The sequence below is a fragment of the Alteromonas sp. 5NW40-0090 genome, assembly GCF_057552975.1.
In genome coordinates this window covers 441,500-459,228 of record NZ_BAAJLT010000001.1, presented here as the reverse complement: position 1 = coordinate 459,228, position 17,729 = coordinate 441,500, and the positions used below count along the sequence as shown (strand labels likewise).

The window sequence follows — 17,729 nt, the reverse complement described above, 5'->3', positions numbered from 1 at the left end:
AAATCCTAAGACCTTCTGCTAATCCCCTCTTGCTTCATGCGTTCAATAACGTCACGCCACCTTGATAGTCTGCTTGTAGAAGTCGAGACTTGCGTCGTTTTCCCAGGCTGCCAAATACCTGAATCATTAAAACTGAAAACAGGAATTAAGTCTGTCCGTTGAGAGCCTGGCAACACATTAGACACTAAGCTGTCGAGCACTAGAGGATCCGATGAAGGGGTGTCATAGTATCCTAAAACCATGTGTGCTTGGGTTACCCGGCTTCTACCAATCTTTGCTTTAACATAAATTAAGCGAAGTTTAGAACTATCGATACCTAAGTGTAGCAGAGCTACGTATTTTGCAATGGCATAATCCTCACAATCTCCGCGAGAATGGCCAAAAAGTTCAGAAGGTGTTGCCCAATAGTCTTTTTCTTTAAAAACGACATCGTCAGTGGCGTACTGGATATGCTCGTCAAAGAAAGCGTTTACACCGATAAGCTGCTCTTTAACGGCCTTGTTTTCAAGGTCGTGAAGTTTAATTTCTAGCGCGCTCACATGTAATGCTTTGTCCGCGCCAAAATTATTTTTAACTTCCTGTTCGAGTTTTGGGAACTCGATTACGTAGTGATCCCTCAGTTGTTGTCCAGCCAGTAGCAAGGCTAATAATGCTAAGCAATGCGACGCAAACAGAGAAAGGGTCATATTTGATTTGTGTAGGTCATACTAAAGTATAAGGTAGAGTACTTGTCTTTACCTAAATTTTAAGTATCGAATATAATACGTTGTTATAGGTATAACACGGCCTTGTTGATATTCCAACCATAGCGATAAGTAATTGATAAAGAGAAAGCTGACTTACTTCTTAACTACAAAATCGTTTTCCTGAATATTCGCTGTAATACCCGTCGTGGCGTTGACTACCACAGACGAATTGCCAAATGCACTATCAACAATAAAGGTACCGGGGTAGAGCGTATACTGAAGATATTTTCTACCGCGATTGTCGACCACCTCTTTAGCCTGATAAAGATATAGTTCATCTTTTTCAGAAATGCCATTATCTCGCCCGAGAGATACCGAAATTTTATTGTTCGCAATACTGATGACTCGCCCAGTGACTGGTTGGCAGGCTGTCGCTTCTTTAATATCTTCTATTAATTGATTGATCGCCCCGTCTATTGCTTGGCCGTAGCGCGACTGCCAAAAGGTTGACGAAAATTCATCGACGTCTTCAAACCTATCAAATGCCCACTCTTCATTAGTATCGTAAGAGGAACTGAACAAAAGACCGCCGTTTATTCCGTCATAAACTTGTACAGACATCGCAAACGCACGATGTGAAGTGTCGCTTCGCCACGGTGTAAACACGGATGCCTCTTTTTGCGTGACGCTTAAATCATCAATAACCCCGATAATAACGAATTGCGTGTTACTTTGATCTGATAACGTACGAACGTTTTGGTCGGTATAGCGGCTATCAAACTTTGCAGTATGGGGCGCAACGTAAGTAAGGCTCAGATTATCCGTCTGTTCTTGCATTGCCTTAGCTAATCGCTGTGTAAACGCCTTATCAAAGTGCGGAATATTTCCTTGGGTTAATTGCGCTCTGTTTCTTATCCTAAAATGTGTCGTTGCAAAGTGTTTTTCGTCGTGCTGTGCTGAGCATATTTCGCCTCTAGGAAAAATGTCTGCGCGCACACTAACTGTGACTACATCACCGTTGTAAGTCTCGCTCACGAGCTCTAATTGCTCAACTTCGCCCGTTGTTCGGATCGTCATTTCTTCGTTTTTCAGAAGCCCATTGGTGAGTTTGGCTACACTTTGTACTGATGCCCCTGCAAATAACATAGCTTGTTTAAGAGCTTCTTGAGTTGCTGCGCGTTTTGCCGCTTCCTTGTTACCGTTCATTACCACGGCTTGTCCTGTGGCTTCATACCAAACGGCATGGGCTTGCCCCGCTACCAGGCCAAGTAGGCAAAGTGCCGCCATGGTTCTACTTAAACATGTCATAAGCGCTGTTCTGCTCGGTTGTCGCACATTGCACCTCTGTGGTTGCTTAGTTGTTGCGCTGAAATAATGTCGTAATCTTGGTGGAAACTATGCGAAAAAAGTGCCAATTAAAGAGAGAAGTTGTCTTTGAAAGAAAACGGGCGCATTTATTGCTTGTTTCCCTATTATTAAGATGTGTGACTGCAAAGCGACTTTATGGAGTTTAACGTTATCCATAAAACTTTGATGAAATGCTATTAGCCTATAAAGGTTAATAAACTCAACATTTAAATGTCACTAATTCGTTACTGATGCATACAGAGGTTTTAAGTTATGTGGTTGAACAGACTAAAGCATTCAAAGTTACTTTTGCGGTCTTCCATATTTGGCCTAGCAATCTCATTGAGCGGTTGCGGCATTATCGATAAACACGTTGAATGGGAAACTGTTGAGCCTGAAACTTATCCTGTTTTAAAGGCTGTAGGCTATGCGCCTATTTCATCGCAAAATGGCGAGTCCGACAGTATGAAATTGATCATGGCAATGAAAGCGTCGAAATTAGATGCATACCGTGAGTTAACCGAGCAGGTATACGGTCAAAAAATTGAAGGTAGTCAGTCTGTATCTGGTCTTGTTGTTGACAGCGAAACATTACGCGCGTCGGTCGAAGGAGTGATAAGAGGTGCCGAGGTGATAAAGACTTATCCTGTGGGAGATGATACCTACGTTACCGAGCTTTCTCTAGACATGCAGCAGGTTTACGATATTTACTTGTCGACTGCAAAGCCTCGTCGAGTGAAGGATGTAAAGTATTACTAGAGGTAAACCCAAAAGAGAATCGCACCAGCAACCTTGTCATTCAGCACATAAAGATGCGTAATAAGGAAGTGAAATTACCTGCGGGTTCGACATAGATACCGCGGCGTAAACGCCTAAGCACTCACTCCAGAGCCCAAAGTTCCGCCTTTCGGTTTCCCCTTTTTGTCATAAGTAAGCGACTCTTTTGCCCGAACTTCCATCATCAAATTCCGCAAATGTGTGAGGCGTAGCTGTCCTTGCTCTACGGCTTTTTGATTGACCTGTGTTCGATACTTACAATCTTCGAGAAGCTTCTTAGCGTCAGCCATTAACGCTTCATCTTCTTCCGACATTGTAATTTCACTGCCGATAGCATTTTCGATACTGGCATCCAGCGCTTGGATAGACGTCAGAAGGGCTGTTTTTTCATCCAACAAATTCATTAAAGATTCAGCATCACGTGAGCTAATAAGCTGCAATTCTTTCTCAAGCAAAACGGCAAGTGAAGACATCTGCTCTACTTGACGTGATAATGCTTGTGTTAAATCGCTTGCTTGTTCTGTCACTGTACTTATCTCATGAAACGGGTATTAATTACTGCGATCGATTACGTAGGGCTGATTAAATTAGCGCAGTATTATTTAGCGCCAAAAATCTCGGATTCAAGTTTTGCTATTTTATTAGCCAACACTTCTGGATTTACTTTGTAATCACCGCTTTGGATCGCTTTCTTAAGGCGGTCCACTTTCTCTTGGTTCACAGGTGCTTCAGTCCCTTTCTTTTGAACTTGATTCAGCTGCTGAGCAGATTGCGTCAATGAAACCGAGTCTTGTCTTGGCGCTGGAGCTGTTTGTGCCGACTGCGCTGAAGCTTGTTGTTGAGATTGTTGCGTCTGATTTTGCTGCGCAACTTTCCCGTTATCAACGGGTGTTTTAGGTAACCCATTGTTTATATTGTTAATTGCCATATCTAGTCCTCACTACTCTTTCGCCTCTGTGATATATATCGGCCTTCAGGCTAATATCTTTAGCTAAATTGGAAACAAAATAGTAGATATTTCACGCTCACTTTTATAAGTGTATCACGACTTCTTCAGGGCTTGCGACTCTGGCTATTACGGCCTTCTGGCTACTGGCGTTAATCACCTTTATGTTATCGCCAACTACGCCATCTTGCTGCGCTATTCCTGCCGTCTTAACTTCCATTCCCGCAACCTCTGCGGTAATTGTAATTCTGTCGCCCTTACATACAAAGCATAGCATATTTGACTGTATAGCTTGACCACCGGTGATACGACGCTTCATTCTGGCGCCAATTAGCGAATCTAACTCCGTAAATGCGGTATGACGCAACCGTCGTACGTCAACTTTTGCCAGGGTTAAATTAGATGACGTTAAAACAGTTCCCGGGCTTATTGCGCCTTGAGTGACTACAATTTCTTTGGTTCGCGTTACCTGTCCGCTAGTGAACAAATACCATTCATTGTTTTTACAGCTTACTCTCACTGATATGTAAGATTGGCTAAGTGCTTCCTGCGATACATTGTATTGAAAGCCCGTTGGGCAGTCAGGAATATTTATCCTATCGTCTATCTTCACAATGTCGACATCAATGTTAGTATCCTGCGTAGTATCAATGAGTTGATTTATCAAATACTGCTTGGCACCTTCTTCAACTCGCTCATGGTTAGTCGTTGCCCCATAGCATTGTGCGCTAAGTAAACTGAGCACTAAGCTGGTGAACGAGCGATAAAATGTAATCCGCATTTTGTTGTTTATATTTTTCATCATGACTTTTCGTGTTCAGTTTGCGAGTTATTGACTATGCTTAATAAAATACATATTTGTGAATATCAGGTTTGGCGACAAAATAAACTTCAAAGGTTTGCTTAGAAAGCTTCAACAACGACTCATCTAGCGGATAACGTTAAAATGCATGTGAAGCTTAAATTAACCATAGGCGTCATTTTTCTGTCGTTTGACCTGCAAAAATTTAATGATATTGTCTATCTTTACCATAAGAGGCAATGATCATGCCCAGTATTACTTAGAGGTGACCTATGTCGGGGATTTTAGATTCGGTAAACCAGCGAACACAGCTTGTCGGGCAGAATCGCTTAGAGTTGTTGCTGTTTAGACTGAACGGTCGTCAACGGTTCGGTATTAACGTGTTTAAAGTACGTGAGGTGCTTCAGTGCCCGCCGCTTACTGCAATGCCGAAATTAAATCCATTGGTTCGCGGTGTAGCGCATATTCGCGGCCAAACTATTTCGGTCATCGATTTAAGTATGGCAACTCGTGGTCGCAAAATTGAAGATCTTTCTAATGCTTTTATCGTAATTGCTGAATACAACCGTTCTGTTCAAGGTTTTTTGGTGGGGGCTGTCGAACGTATTATTAATACCAACTGGGATGCCATTATGCCACCGCCACAGGGTACAGGGCGAGCAAGCTATTTGACGGCAGTGACCGAAGTTGAAAACGAACTCATTGAAATTCTAGACGTGGAAAAAATTCTAAACGAGATTTCTCCGCTAAATGCTGAAGTGAGTGCAGACGTTGCTGAAGGTCTGACTACCGAAGGGCAAGAAAATAAAATTATCTTCATTGCCGATGACTCGGCAGTAGCGAGAAATCAGGTGAAAAAGGCACTTACATCGCTAGGCCTTGAAATTGAGCTTGCGAAAAATGGTCTTGAAGCACTCAAGCGACTTAAAGAAATTGCCGAAGAGTACGGCGATGTAACAAATCGTGTAGGTGTATTAGTCTCAGATATCGAAATGCCGGAAATGGATGGCTATACCCTTACTGCAGAAATTAAAAATATACCTGAACTTCAGAAACTTCATGTGGTACTGCACACGTCGTTAAGCGGTGTTTTCAACCAAGCTATGGTACAGAAGGTCGGTGCGGATGACTTTATCGCGAAATTCCATCCAGACGAATTAGCGACAGCAGTTCAGAAATGGCTAATGACTGAGTGCGAGTAACGGAGCAAAAACGGATTGGCTAATAAAGACGTTTCGCCTGCAAGTTATCTAAAGTTTAGAGAGTTTCTTGAAAAGCAATGCGGCATAGTATTGGGGGAGAATAAACAATATCTTGTTCGGAGTCGTTTGGCTTCGTTGCTTTTTAAGCATAAATATGGGTCAGCAGACGAACTCATTGATGTTGTTGTACGTGGTTTTGATAGGACCCTGTTGCAAAGCGTTATCGACGCGATGACTACTAACGAAACATTATGGTTTCGCGATAATTATCCCTTTGATCTTCTTATAAAAGATCTATTGCCGTCCCTATCAACGAAAAATCAGAAAATCCGTATTTGGAGTGCTGCGTGTTCTTCTGGTCAGGAACCCTATTCCATTGCCATGTGCGTGCTTGAATTTCAACGTCAACGCCCAGGAGCCTTGAGAGCTGGTGTTGAAATAGTGGCGACTGATTTATCATCTGAAATGTTGCAGAAGTGCGAATCTGGCATTTACGATGAATTGTCGTTGGCGAGAGGTTTATCTCCTCAGCGAAGACAAGCATTTTTTCAACAAAACGAAGAAGGTCTAATGCAGGTAAAACCTGAAGTTCGCCGTATGGTGAGCTTTAGAAGTTTAAACCTGCTCACGAGTTATGCAGCACTTGGCCGCTTTGATATTGTATTTTGCCGCAACGTTTTGATTTATTTTTCAGCAGAAGTAAAACAACGGATCCTGCAACAAATTGCCGGGCAATTGCAGCCAGAGGGCGTGCTATTCCTTGGCGCATCGGAATCTATCAGTGCTGCAAGCGATATATACAGCATGGTAAAATGCCACCCTGGCCTTTACTACCAAAAAAAATAACTTAATTCACTGACCTGATTAATAAAGGCTTTTATAGGTCAGGTCAGAATTATAACGACTATATTTCTCTTCAAAATCTCATTCTGGCATCTGCCTTGCTAACTATTTCTACAAACGACAGTAAAACGGCAAAAGTCTGACTTTAAATACGCGCGTTTAGTCTGTCATCAGGAAATATTTTTAAGTTTGTCAGAGGTCATGTTATGGCTATTAACCTAGATAAGTTGGTGGGTTTTCACGAATCAGCGCTCACTATACGTACCGAGCGTATGGAAGTGATTGCCGGTAATTTGGCCAACGCTAATACGCCTGGTTATAAAGCACGAGACATCGATTTCAATAAAGCTATGCAATCTGCTATGCAAGAGGCGTCAGGCAGTTCAACAGGGCACTCTTCAAAAATGGTGCGGACTAATGAGCGCCACCTAAGCGGCAATTCCACGTCAGTGGCGGCAAATTTTGACATGCAGTACCGCATTCCGACTCAGCCAGACACTGGTGACGGGAATACGGTGGAAGTTCAAGCGGAAAGAAACCGATTTTTAGATAATGGTTTGCGTTACCAAGCTAGCCTCGAATTTTTAAACGGAAAAATTAAAGGCATGAAAAAAGCGCTTAGCTCAGGAGGTCAATAGTCATGAGTTTATTTAATGTTATGCAAATCTCGAGCACTGGTATGGAGGCAGAAAATGTTCGCCTTAACACCACGGCTAGTAATATCGCCAACGCAAACTCGGTAAGCAGCAGTTACGACGAAACCTACCGAGCTCGCCATCCAGTTTTCGCAACAGCATTACAAGACGCCATGCGCGATCAGTCCAAAGGGGCAGGTGTTCAGGTTAAAGGCATTGTAGAAAGTGACGCACCGCTTAATGTGGAGTATTCGCCTAATAATCCAATGGCAGATGAAAACGGATATATCTATAAGCCAAACGTCAACATAGTCGAGGAGATGGCAAACATGATGTCGGCGTCTAAGGCGTATGAAACAAACGTACAAGTAGCGGATACCACTAAGCGAATCTTCCGCCGCGTATTGCAATTAGGTCAAGGGCAGTAATTTGCCGCTTGAATAATGTGAGGATTTATCTGTGAACACCATAAATAACAGCGGCTTAAATACTGATCTGTATTGGCAGGAAGAAACCGTCAAAATTGCTGATGGTACAGAGCAGCAGTTAACTCAGGAAGATTTCTTTTCAATGTTGACTGAACAACTGGCGAACCAGGATCCCACGGCACCGGTTGATAATGATCAGATGGTGGCGCAGATGACATCATTTACTATGGCAGACGGCATTTCTCAGCTTAACGAGAAGTTCGAATCTTTCGCCGCTTCAATGACATCAAATCAAGCACTGCAGGCGTCGAGTCTCATAGGACAAAACGTGCTAGTTCAAGGCAACGTTGGTTACATGGCAAATGAAGGTGATGGAATCTCAGGCGTCATCGTAAATGAGAAAACGGTTCAAAACATGACAATTAGCATTGAGAACCAGTTTGGTGAAGTGATTAAAACCATTGATGCAGGTACACAAAGTGCAGGCAACATAGAGTTTGAATGGGACGGCAAAGATAAACATGGCAACCAGATGGCGCCGGGTGAATATGTTATCAGTGCCACTGGCGAACTAAACGGTGAAGGTGTGCAGCTTAATACTGCCGTTAATCGTCATGTTGGAAGTGTAAGCTTGGCCGGCAGCGGTCAGGGCGTAATTTTGAATTTGGATGGTGATGTCAGTATCAATCTTGATGACGTCATTCAAATCGGCAGTTAGTAGGAGAATCAATAATGTCTTTTAATATTGCACTGAGTGGCGTATCGGCCGCGCAAAAAGATTTGGATGTAACCGCCAACAACATCGCAAACGTTAATACTGTTGGCTTTAAAGAATCTCGTGCTGAATTTGGCGATGTTTATGCGGCATCACTGTTAGCAGGTGGTAAAACGAAAGTGGGTGACGGTGTACTAACTCAGGAAGTTGCACAGCAATTTTCTCAAGGTAGCCTTCAGTTTACTAATACGTCGTTAGACCTAGCGATTACAGGTAACGGTTTCTTTGCGACAGTACCTGAAATTACATCACGTGACTTTTCATTTACTCGTGCCGGCCAGTTTAAGCTCGATAGTGACAACTTCGTGGTAAACAGTAATGGCGACAACCTTCTGGGCTTCCCGGTAAATGCTGATGGAACCAGTGCATCTGTTGCGCTAAGTACTACCGAGCCTGTTCGTATTCCTGACTCTTCGGGTTCACCGCAACAAACCTCAGAGGTTGATATTCGTATGAACCTTCCTGCTGGCGACGCAGGTCTTGATCCACAAGACTTTAACCCTGAAGATCCATTGACTTATAACGCGGCCACGTCGGTTACTGTGTATGATTCACTGGGTGATAGCCACGTTATGACCTATTACTTCATCAAAGACGGTTCACCTGGCGTTGATAATGAATGGTACGTGGCTACAGCAGTTGACGATACCCTCGTTGATATGACAGATTCAACGGGTGCTGACACCGACCCAGCTACAGCTGTTAACTCAGTTGGCGGAAATACAGGTAATGCCGTAACCGCGTCTAAGCTTATTTTCTCTCAAGGTGGTGATTTCTCGGGTATGGAAACACCCGATGGCTTAGCGACGCTGGATTTTAAAATGCAAACTGAAGCACTAGGCGCAGGCATTCTTGCAAATGGTTCAGATCCGACGCAACAGATAAGTATAGATTTTAACCTTGATGTGAATAACGCTACGCCTAATGAGCCGACTCAGTTCGCTTCAGCGTTTGAAGTAACGTCATTGGAGCAAGATGGTCTGCCAGTAGGCCGGCTAACGGGTATCGATATCGGCCCTGATGGCCTAGTTCGCGCTACTTTCTCTAACGGAACCTCTGAGCCTATTGTTCGTGTTGCACTGGTGCGTTTTTCTAACGAACAAGGCCTAACACAAGAGAGCAGCACACAGTGGAAAGAGAGTATTCTGTCAGGTGAGGCTCTAGCGGGTGAAGCAACAACCGGTACCTTCGGTGAGATTAATTCATCAGCTCTTGAACAAGCCAACGTTAACCTGACCACCGAGCTAATAGATATGATCATTGCTCAGCGTAACTTCCAGGCTAACTCGCGAGCGCTTGAAGTTAATAATTCACTGAACCAGACTATTCTGAACATTCGATAGTTAGCGTTTAGACTTGTTTAATAACACAAAAAAGCGGCAATGATTAGACCGGTAAATTTTCTATCGTTGCCGTTATTAGAAAGAGCCGCCGCACAGCGGCTCTTTTATTTTCCTATAAATATCAATTCAGTACCTTTCATATTGTCTATCTGACGTAAAAATCCACAGATTGGCATCGCCTTTGCAAAATCTCGTTTAAGGTTTAATCAGAGTCAAAAGTCAGTCATGGACAAACTTCTCTACATTTCAGCGAGTGGCGCCTCCCAAGACCTATTAGGAACGGGGATTAGAGCCAATAATTTAGCTAACGCACAGACGACGGGTTTTAGAGCTCAGTTAGAGCAAGCTAGATCAATGCCGGCCTACGGCGAAGGCTTGCCAACCCGCGTGTTTTCTATGACTGAAAGCCCGTCTAACAATTATGAATCGGGCCCTATGATTAAAACGGATCGCGATTTAGATGTGGCTATTCAAGGGGATGGTTGGTTCGCGGTACAAGATCAAAATGGTCAAGAAGCCTATTCCCGTGATGGTAACTTTAAATTAGGCGATGACGGAATTTTGACAGACATTCACGACCGTGTCGTGTTAGGGGACAACGGGCCGATTTTTTTACCTGTGCCTCTTGATAACCTAAATATTGCCGCCGACGGTACCTTGTCGATGAGGCAGTTAGGCGCCCCGGCCAATGTTATCGAAGAAGTAGGCCGCCTTAAATTGGTTAGTCCTAACTACGCTGATATGGAACGTGGCAACGATGGCTTATTTAGGATGGAAGATGGCTCAATTGCCCCAGCTAATGCAAATGTCAAAGTAATGTCTGGCATGCTTGAAGGCTCAAACGTTAATGCCGTTGAAGAGATGGTGGACATGATAAGCCTTCAACGTCATTACGAGTTACAAGTCAAAATGATGAAGCAAGCAGAAGAGCTTGATACTCGCGGTAACCAGTTACTACGCATCTTGTAAAAGAATTTTTATCACCGTTGCCCTATGAGCAACGTCGGAGGTTAACATGCATCCAGCATTGTGGATTAGTAAAACCGGACTAGACGCCGCACAGACCGATGTGGCAGTGGTGTCTAACAACCTTGCGAACGCTTCAACAGTGGGCTTTAAAAAAGACCGCGCGGTGTTTGAAGATTTGCTTTATCAGAATATCAATCAGCCAGGAGGGCGTTCCTCTGCTGATACAGAGTTGCCATCTGGACTTATGCTTGGTTCAGGTTCGAAAGTGGTCGCTACGCAAAAAGCGCATACACAAGGCAACTTGCTCACCACTGAAAACGCGTTGGATATGTCAATTCAAGGCCGAGGTTACTTTGAAATTTTGCAGCCTGACGGCACTATCGCTTATTCACGAAATGGTCAATTTTCATTAAATGACCAAGGGCAAATCGTTACATCTGGTGCTGGTTTCTTGCTTCAGCCTGAAATTGCAGTTCCTGAAGATGCACAGCAGATTACTATTTCTCAAGATGGTGAAATTAGCGTGAGCATACGGGGTCAAGCTGAACCCCAGGTACTCGGTCAGCTTAATATTTCCGACTTTGTTAACCCGACCGGCTTACAACCAACTGGGCAGAACCTTTATGTCGAGACGGCGTCAAGCGGTGCACCTATTCAGGGGATCCCTGGCTTACAAGGTTTGGGGTATATCTCTCAAGGCACGCTAGAGACATCTAACGTGAACGTGACCGAAGAATTAGTAAACCTTATCGAAAGCCAGCGTTTGTATGAGATGAACTCGAAAGTTATCTCGTCAGTTGACCAAATGCTTGGTCAGGTTATTCAGCAACTTTAATTAGGTAGCATCATGCGTATTTTAGGTTTATCTGCTGCACTACTTTTACTTGGCGGTTGTGCCAGTACAAATGAGCCCCCCGTTCAGGCAAATGATCCCTCGTTTGCGCCAGTAGTGCCAGATTACCCGCGTGAAACCGTGGTAGAAGACGGATCGTTATTCCGGTCGCATATGGCTAACAGTTTGTATTCGGATGTTACCGCGAGAAGAGTAGGCGACATTATCACTGTGACGTTAAGTGAAAATACGCAAGCGAGTAAATCAGCAGATACCAGTACAGCGAAGGATACCAACGTTAATCTTAATCCTATTACAGGGCTAGCGGGTCAAGCTATAAATATTGGCGGTCAGTCTGTACAGCTAGGTATAAGCTCATCGCGTGACTTCACGGGCGATGCGGCTGCTAATCAAAGTAATAGTTTGATTGGTGCTATTTCAGTTACGGTGGTGGATGTGCTGCCAAACAGTAACTTAGTTATTCGTGGCGAGAAGTGGTTAACCCTTAACCAAGGTGACGAATATATACGCTTGACTGGCATCATACGTCCCGCTGATATCAGTCCAGAAAATGAAATTGTTTCTACAAAAGTGGCTAACGCACGCATCCAATACTCAGGGACTGGCAGTTTTGCTCGCGCCCAAGAGAAAGGCTGGTTAACCAAATTCTTTGATTCAACTTGGTGGCCTCTTTAGGTTTTAGGATAGGAGAGTAAAAATGCGTTTATTTTCAGTTGCATTAGCCGTACTGACGCTGCTTTTATCTTCACAAGCAGCGGCGCAGCGCATAAAAGATCTAGCAAGTATTCAAGGCGTGCGTAGCAACCAATTGGTAGGCTATGGACTTGTCGTTGGCTTGCCCGGCACCGGTGAGCAGAGTCCTTTTACTGAACAAAGCTTCAGAACCATGCTAAGCAATTTTGGTATCAGCCTTGATGCTAATACCAAACCAAAAATCAAAAATGTCGCGGCGGTTGCTGTTCACGCAGAGCTTCCCGCTTTTGCCAAGCCAGGTCAAACGATTGACATTACAGTGTCGTCGGTGGGCGAGGCGTCGAGTCTTCAAGGTGGAACCTTGCTTCAAACGTTTCTTCGCGGTGTTGACGGTAAGGTCTACGCGGTAGCGCAAGGCAGCTTGGTTGTTAGTGGTTTTGGTGCACAGGGCGGCGATGGGTCGCGTATTGTTGTTAATACGCCTACCGTGGGCAGGATTCCAAATGGCGCAATGGTAGAGCAGTCTGTACCAAGTGGCTTCGCTAATGGCGACACGCTAACACTTAACCTGCATTATCCAGACTTTTCAACAGCCAAAGCGCTGGCAGATACCATCAACGAGCGTTTAGGCGCACAACCTGAAAACGGTTACGTCATTGCTAAACCTATTGATGCTGCGTCTGTGCGCGTGACTGCCCCTCGCGATGTGGGTCAGCGCGTGGGCTTTTTAGCTACGCTTGAAAACTTTGAATTCACGCCTGCTGATGCGCCGGCGCGGGTAGTCATTAACAGCCGAACGGGCACCATTGTTATTGGCAGCGACGTACGTTTACTTCCTGCGGCAATTACTCACGGTGGCTTAACCGTGACTATTTCTGAAAACCAGCAGGTTGCTCAACCTAATGCCTTTGGCGAGGGCGAAACTGTAGTGACCACTCAATCAATAGTTGATGTCGACTTGGCTGATAGCAGAATGTTTAAGTTTGAGCCTGGCGTTACCCTCGACCAATTGGTGCGTGCAGTTAACGAAGTTGGCGCGGCACCAGGCGACTTAATGGCGATTTTAGAAGCACTTCGCCAAGCGGGCGCATTGCGCGGTGAGCTCGTGATTATCTAAACGAACTAATCACACCAATAATAGCTCGCGAGAAAAATAGGTATCAGCGGAACAAATACGATGGAAGCATTAAGTACAAAAAATCAGCTTGATATGGCGCGCAACGTTCATGATTTGGGCAGCATCAACAAAATGCGTGAAGCCATTGCGTCAGGCGATGAAACGGTATTGCAAGAAGCTGCCCAGCAGTTCGAGGCAATATTTGTGCAAATGATGCTCAAATCTATGCGTAAAGCACAAGATGCCCTTGCTGATGAGAACAGCCCATTTAATTCGCAACAAGTGAAGTTTTATCGCGATATGCACGACCAACAGCTTGCTACAGATTTAACATCAGGCGGTGGCTTGGGGTTGGCTGATGTGATTGTGAAGCAGCTGGGCCAAACCGAAAACAGCTATACGCCGGCAAGTGTCATCAGAAGTGACGGTGATATTTCATCGTTAAATAGAAACCGTGAATACAAGGTCGCCCAAGCACAAGACATGGCGCTTTCTTCAAACTCAATTAAAACGCCGTCGGCACAAAAAAACGCTATGTTCGAAAGTCCAGAGCAGTTTGTTGAGAGCCTTATGCCTATTGCCGAAAAAGTAGCGGCCAAGTATGGCATGGATCCAAAAGCGATAATTTCCCAAGCAGCCGTAGAGACGGGTTGGGGAAAATTTGTCATTCACAAATCCGACGGTACTAGCTCTCACAATCTATTTGGCATAAAGGCTAACAAAGGCTGGCAAGGGGAACAGGCGGTGGTGGATACATTGGAATTCAATAATGGACTGCCTCAGAAACAAAAAGCGGCATTTAGATCTTACTCATCAGTAGAAGACGCGATGGAAGATTACGGACGCTTTATTTCCACACAGCCTCGCTATAGCCAAGCTGTCGAAAATGCTTCTGACGCTGCGCGTTACACAAGTGCGCTTCAGGAGGCGGGCTACGCTACCGACCCTGAATACGCGAGCAAGATAATGGCTGTGTATAACAGCGAACGTCTTAGCGCGTTAATGCCGTAGTCGAGGGGCCATAGGTGAGGAGAATACAGTGAGTTCTGTTGATTTATATTCATTAGCCACAAGCGGCGTAAACGCTAGCAGCAAGTTACTTCAAACAACGAGTAACAATATCGCCAACGTCAACACGCCAGGCTATGTTCGCGAGCGCACTGAGCTTCAAAACAGCCAAGTTTTTGGTGTGGAGATCGGCAATACTGAGCGTATTATCAACGTTTTTGCACAAAATCAGCTGCGTCGCGACATAACAGCGGTAGGAGAACTGGAAGCCTTTTCTAGCAAAACAACGGCTATTGATAACCTGTTGGCAAGTGAAGCGAACTCAATTTCAAAAGGACTGAGTGAGTATTTCTCTGCTTTACAAACGGCAGCAGATGACCCAACTAATTTGGCGTCACGCGAACAAGTACTGAGTAAATCCGAGTCTTTGTATAACCGAATGAGAACGTTATCGGATTATATGCTAGAAAAAGAGGAAGAGCTCAACCTAGAGTTCACGTCGATGGTGAATCGAGCAAACACCTTGATTGGCAATATTGGCGACTTGAACCGCAACATAGTTATCGCCAATGGTAACAATACGAGCGATCAACCAAGCGCTCTGCTCAACGAAAGAGACCAGGCTATCGACGAGCTTGCTTCTATCATGGGTATTACGGTTAAAGAGAGCACTACGCAAAATGGTGCTGTAACCATTAATCTTACGTCAGGTGAGTCACTCGTTCTTGAAAACGGTGCATTCAACCTTTTTGAGTTAAGCTCTAGTGCGGATTTAACGACGAAAGAAATTAAGTTAGAAACTGACTTTGGCTCACAAACCAAAAACAACGCATCATTACGAATTTTGGAAAGTGATCTTGGCGGCGCATTGGGTGGGTTGTTTGAGTATCGCAATGAAGTGTTAGGGCCAACAATGCGTGATGTAGGTCAGCTCTCCGTCGCTTTCGCCGATGCGATGAATACTCAAAATAAATTGGGTATGGATTTAGACGGTCAAATCGGCACTAACATTTTCGATATTCCTTCGTTCAGAGGTTTAGCCTACGAAGATACCAATGGCGACTATGTTGTTACTGCGCAGATTACCGAGGGTAAAGGTGCTGAATTAACTGACGCCGATTATAAAATTGAAGTGACTGCTGTTGCTGCAGGCGTGCCCAGCGAAATAGAAATTACGTTTTTAAATCCAGATGGCACACCGAAAAAAGATGGTTCAGGTAATGACATCATTTTTTCAAACTTTGCTGTAACCCCTGGTTTTAACGAACTACCTGGTGGCATTGAAATCGACTTTTCAGGCAGTGACCCTTACACCGTTGGCAATGAGTTTCTAATTCAACCCACTAAAGACGTGGCTTCAAAAATAAGTTTAGCCACTAATCGTCCAGAAGATTTAGCCTTTGCAAACCCGGTAAGAGCGGGGGCTGATAGCACTAACTTGGGCAGTGCCAACGTAACAGATGTAACTGTGTCAAATACGGAATTGGGCACTTCTGCTTTTGATGGTGCGGGTGGCCTTTTAAACTCAGCTCCCGCTCAAATTAGCTTTACCGCTGCAGATACTTATGAGGTGTTGGATGGAAGCGGTATGGTGTTAGCTACGGTCACAGGAACAACAAATTTAAATAACCTTATCAGTCAGGCGGGAATAAGCCCAGATCCTGGATTTGACCTAAGCTTAGACGGTGTGCCAAAAGCTGGGGATAGTTTTTCGATTAGCTATAACACTGATGGCTTTAACGACAATAGTAACGCGCTCAATTTAGCAGCTATTCAAAACGAAAATAAAGTTCAGGTAAGTAGCGAAGCCACTAATACACCGAGAACCTTCCAAGATGCATACGCATCTATGGTAGGACGTATTGGTGAAGATGCATCAATGGCTAGTGTCTCATTGGCTTCCGCTGAAGCAATGAAAGTACAATCGCAAAATTGGTTTGAATCTGTGTCGGGCGTAAGCTTAGACGAAGAAGCGGCAAACTTGATAAAATATCAACAGAGCTATGCTGCTGCAGCACGTATCTTGTCTACGGCTCAAGAATTATTTAATACCATTTTGCAGTCAGCAAGGTAGGTGAACTATGCGTATATCAACGAATCAAATTTATGATCAAAACATGCGCTCGATTATGCAAAATCAGGGCGATTTGGCAAAGACTCAAGAGCAACTTGCTTCCGGTAAACGCATTATTACGCCCAGTGACGACCCTGTTGGCGCTGCGAAGGTACTTCGTTTAACCGAAGAAATTGATGAGCTTAATCAGTTCCAGCGGAATAACGATTTGGTAACAGGTTCACTTGAGCAGCAAGAGGCTGTGCTAACGAACATTACCGACTCTATTAACCGTGCCCGCACGCTTATCGTTCAGTCTGGCAATGGCATATTGTCTGACCCAGATAAGCGCGCAATTGGCGCTGAATTAGAGCAAATCAAACTCGAAGTGTTTGACCTGATGAACACCCAAGATGCAGACGGCAATTATTTATATGCAGGTTTTCAATCTGGCAATCAGGCATTTGAATATAATCCCGCAGCGGGTGGGAATGCCATTACCTTTGCAGGCGACCCCGGTGTGAGCTTTGTTCAGCTATCTAATAGCTCGAAGATTCAATCAACCAGTAACGGATATGAAGTTTTTGAAAACGTGCTATCGCGATTTAAGTTTTCAGTTGATGGCACTACTGGCGCTACGATAAATACAGCCGCGGTTAAGCAGCAGGGCACATTTGATACCTTTTTTGACAAAAATTATGACCCGGTCAATGCTGCAAATAACGATTATCGCATTAATTTTTTAGCGTCAGGGCAGGCTGAACTTGTCAATCAAGGAACCGGTACGGTTGTCGATTCTGTTTCCTATACCTCTGGACAGCCTTTTACCATTAAAGGAATGGAATTCGACGCCACAGCAGCTCCTGGTGATAGCATCGATCTATCGTTTGATGCCCCAGAGAAAAAAAGCATGGCCCAGTCAATTCACGAAATTCAAACCATTCTAATGGATTCCACGATTGATAATTCAGCGCTTCAGGAGTCGATTGCAGATGCATTAGTGGGTTTAGATAACGGGCTTGAAAAGCTTTCCTTAGAACGGGCTTCCATCGGTAGCCGTTTGAATATCGCTGAGAGTACTTATGAAAGTAACCTTGATATGGAAATTGCGGCAAAGGCACAGCGCTCATCTATTCAGGATGTGGATTATGCAGAAGCATCGACTGAGTTCGCAAAGCAGGAAACTGCATTAAGTGCTGCGTTGGCTACTTTCCCTAAAGTAGCTAACTTGTCGCTATTTGATTTTGTTTAA

Annotated in this window: 19 protein-coding genes; 14 read left to right on the top strand and 5 right to left on the bottom strand. The window is 44.4% G+C overall.

The genetic code is table 11. The features are described 5' to 3' along the window. Positions 1–5 precede the first annotated feature (5 nt). Positions 6–686 carry a transglutaminase-like cysteine peptidase gene (locus AC27KT_RS02025; protein ID WP_487126956.1) on the bottom strand — a complete coding sequence of 227 codons (681 nt, stop codon included), beginning with the start codon at positions 684–686 and terminating at the stop codon, positions 6–8. A 153-nt stretch (positions 687–839) separates the two neighbouring features. Beyond that, positions 840–2,021: a flagellar assembly protein T N-terminal domain-containing protein gene (locus AC27KT_RS02020; RefSeq protein ID WP_487126954.1), complete on the bottom strand. Its 1,182-nt coding sequence runs from the start codon at positions 2,019–2,021 to the stop codon at positions 840–842. A 285-nt stretch (positions 2,022–2,306) separates the two neighbouring features. Between AC27KT_RS02020 and AC27KT_RS02015 the strand changes: the two genes are divergently transcribed. Then, positions 2,307–2,792, top strand: a complete 486-nt coding sequence (locus AC27KT_RS02015) for an LPP20 family lipoprotein (protein WP_487126952.1) — start codon at positions 2,307–2,309, stop codon at positions 2,790–2,792. Between the two features lie 113 nt (positions 2,793–2,905). Here the strand turns inward: AC27KT_RS02015 and flgN are convergent, their stop codons facing one another. The 3 genes from flgN to flgA all read right to left on the bottom strand — a co-directional run bounded on the left by flgN (position 2,906) and on the right by flgA (position 4,558). Beyond that, positions 2,906–3,337 (bottom strand): flagellar export chaperone FlgN, encoded by a 432-nt coding sequence (gene flgN / locus AC27KT_RS02010; RefSeq protein ID WP_487126950.1) that lies wholly within the window; start codon positions 3,335–3,337, stop codon positions 2,906–2,908. 71 nt (positions 3,338–3,408) lie between these two features. Beyond that, positions 3,409–3,738 (bottom strand): flagellar biosynthesis anti-sigma factor FlgM, encoded by a 330-nt coding sequence (gene flgM, locus AC27KT_RS02005; RefSeq protein WP_487126948.1) that lies wholly within the window; start codon positions 3,736–3,738, stop codon positions 3,409–3,411. 103 nt (positions 3,739–3,841) lie between these two features. Next, positions 3,842–4,558, bottom strand: a complete 717-nt coding sequence (gene flgA / locus AC27KT_RS02000; protein ID WP_487126984.1) for a flagellar basal body P-ring formation chaperone FlgA — start codon at positions 4,556–4,558, stop codon at positions 3,842–3,844. A 272-nt stretch (positions 4,559–4,830) separates the two neighbouring features. Between flgA and AC27KT_RS01995 the strand changes: the two genes are divergently transcribed. The 13 genes from AC27KT_RS01995 (at position 4,831) to flgL (ending at position 17,729) form a co-directional block, all read left to right on the top strand. Continuing rightward, positions 4,831–5,760 carry a chemotaxis protein CheV gene (locus AC27KT_RS01995; RefSeq protein ID WP_487126946.1) on the top strand — a complete coding sequence of 310 codons (930 nt, stop codon included), beginning with the start codon at positions 4,831–4,833 and terminating at the stop codon, positions 5,758–5,760. A gap of 15 nt (positions 5,761–5,775) precedes the next feature. Continuing rightward, on the top strand, positions 5,776–6,606 hold the full coding sequence (locus AC27KT_RS01990) for a CheR family methyltransferase (protein WP_487126944.1): 831 nt from the start codon (positions 5,776–5,778) through the stop codon (positions 6,604–6,606). A gap of 203 nt (positions 6,607–6,809) precedes the next feature. After that, on the top strand, positions 6,810–7,241 hold the full coding sequence (flgB, locus tag AC27KT_RS01985; RefSeq protein ID WP_039223176.1) for a flagellar basal body rod protein FlgB: 432 nt from the start codon (positions 6,810–6,812) through the stop codon (positions 7,239–7,241). 2 nt (positions 7,242–7,243) lie between these two features. Then, positions 7,244–7,666: a flagellar basal body rod protein FlgC gene (gene flgC / locus AC27KT_RS01980; RefSeq protein WP_025254327.1), complete on the top strand. Its 423-nt coding sequence runs from the start codon at positions 7,244–7,246 to the stop codon at positions 7,664–7,666. A 31-nt stretch (positions 7,667–7,697) separates the two neighbouring features. Further along, the gene (flgD, locus tag AC27KT_RS01975; RefSeq protein ID WP_487126941.1) at positions 7,698–8,384 is read left to right on the top strand and encodes a flagellar hook assembly protein FlgD; all 687 of its coding nucleotides are present in this window, start codon (positions 7,698–7,700) and stop codon (positions 8,382–8,384) included. A 14-nt stretch (positions 8,385–8,398) separates the two neighbouring features. Beyond that, positions 8,399–9,784 (top strand): flagellar hook protein FlgE, encoded by a 1,386-nt coding sequence (gene flgE, locus AC27KT_RS01970; RefSeq protein WP_487126939.1) that lies wholly within the window; start codon positions 8,399–8,401, stop codon positions 9,782–9,784. A gap of 225 nt (positions 9,785–10,009) precedes the next feature. Then, the gene (locus AC27KT_RS01965; RefSeq protein WP_487126937.1) at positions 10,010–10,753 is read left to right on the top strand and encodes a flagellar basal body rod protein FlgF; all 744 of its coding nucleotides are present in this window, start codon (positions 10,010–10,012) and stop codon (positions 10,751–10,753) included. A 46-nt stretch (positions 10,754–10,799) separates the two neighbouring features. Further along, positions 10,800–11,588: a flagellar basal-body rod protein FlgG gene (gene flgG, locus AC27KT_RS01960; RefSeq protein ID WP_039223165.1), complete on the top strand. Its 789-nt coding sequence runs from the start codon at positions 10,800–10,802 to the stop codon at positions 11,586–11,588. Between the two features lie 12 nt (positions 11,589–11,600). Beyond that, positions 11,601–12,281: a flagellar basal body L-ring protein FlgH gene (gene flgH / locus AC27KT_RS01955; protein ID WP_474873589.1), complete on the top strand. Its 681-nt coding sequence runs from the start codon at positions 11,601–11,603 to the stop codon at positions 12,279–12,281. A gap of 22 nt (positions 12,282–12,303) precedes the next feature. Then, entirely contained in the window at positions 12,304–13,416 is a 1,113-nt protein-coding gene (locus AC27KT_RS01950; protein WP_487126935.1) for a flagellar basal body P-ring protein FlgI, read from the top strand. Positions 13,417–13,476: 60 nt separating this feature from the next. Then, on the top strand, positions 13,477–14,427 hold the full coding sequence (gene flgJ / locus AC27KT_RS01945; RefSeq protein WP_487126933.1) for a flagellar assembly peptidoglycan hydrolase FlgJ: 951 nt from the start codon (positions 13,477–13,479) through the stop codon (positions 14,425–14,427). Positions 14,428–14,455: 28 nt separating this feature from the next. Beyond that, positions 14,456–16,498 (top strand): flagellar hook-associated protein FlgK, encoded by a 2,043-nt coding sequence (gene flgK / locus AC27KT_RS01940; RefSeq protein WP_487126931.1) that lies wholly within the window; start codon positions 14,456–14,458, stop codon positions 16,496–16,498. Between the two features lie 7 nt (positions 16,499–16,505). Further along, positions 16,506–17,729 carry a flagellar hook-associated protein FlgL gene (gene flgL / locus AC27KT_RS01935; RefSeq protein ID WP_487126929.1) on the top strand — a complete coding sequence of 408 codons (1,224 nt, stop codon included), beginning with the start codon at positions 16,506–16,508 and terminating at the stop codon, positions 17,727–17,729.

Coding starts and splice junctions, on each gene's coding strand:
- flgE (WP_487126939.1), top strand. CDS start 8,399: ATGTCTTTTAATATTGCACTGAGTGGCGTATCGGCCGCGCAAAAAGAT.
- flgL (WP_487126929.1), top strand. CDS start 16,506: ATGCGTATATCAACGAATCAAATTTATGATCAAAACATGCGCTCGATT.
- AC27KT_RS02015 (WP_487126952.1), top strand. CDS start 2,307: ATGTGGTTGAACAGACTAAAGCATTCAAAGTTACTTTTGCGGTCTTCC.
- AC27KT_RS02025 (WP_487126956.1), bottom strand. CDS start 686: ATGACCCTTTCTCTGTTTGCGTCGCATTGCTTAGCATTATTAGCCTTG.
- flgC (WP_025254327.1), top strand. CDS start 7,244: ATGAGTTTATTTAATGTTATGCAAATCTCGAGCACTGGTATGGAGGCA.
- flgJ (WP_487126933.1), top strand. CDS start 13,477: ATGGAAGCATTAAGTACAAAAAATCAGCTTGATATGGCGCGCAACGTT.
- flgG (WP_039223165.1), top strand. CDS start 10,800: ATGCATCCAGCATTGTGGATTAGTAAAACCGGACTAGACGCCGCACAG.
- flgH (WP_474873589.1), top strand. CDS start 11,601: ATGCGTATTTTAGGTTTATCTGCTGCACTACTTTTACTTGGCGGTTGT.
- flgA (WP_487126984.1), bottom strand. CDS start 4,558: ATGAAAAATATAAACAACAAAATGCGGATTACATTTTATCGCTCGTTC.
- AC27KT_RS01965 (WP_487126937.1), top strand. CDS start 10,010: ATGGACAAACTTCTCTACATTTCAGCGAGTGGCGCCTCCCAAGACCTA.
- flgB (WP_039223176.1), top strand. CDS start 6,810: ATGGCTATTAACCTAGATAAGTTGGTGGGTTTTCACGAATCAGCGCTC.
- AC27KT_RS01995 (WP_487126946.1), top strand. CDS start 4,831: ATGTCGGGGATTTTAGATTCGGTAAACCAGCGAACACAGCTTGTCGGG.
- AC27KT_RS01950 (WP_487126935.1), top strand. CDS start 12,304: ATGCGTTTATTTTCAGTTGCATTAGCCGTACTGACGCTGCTTTTATCT.
- flgM (WP_487126948.1), bottom strand. CDS start 3,738: ATGGCAATTAACAATATAAACAATGGGTTACCTAAAACACCCGTTGAT.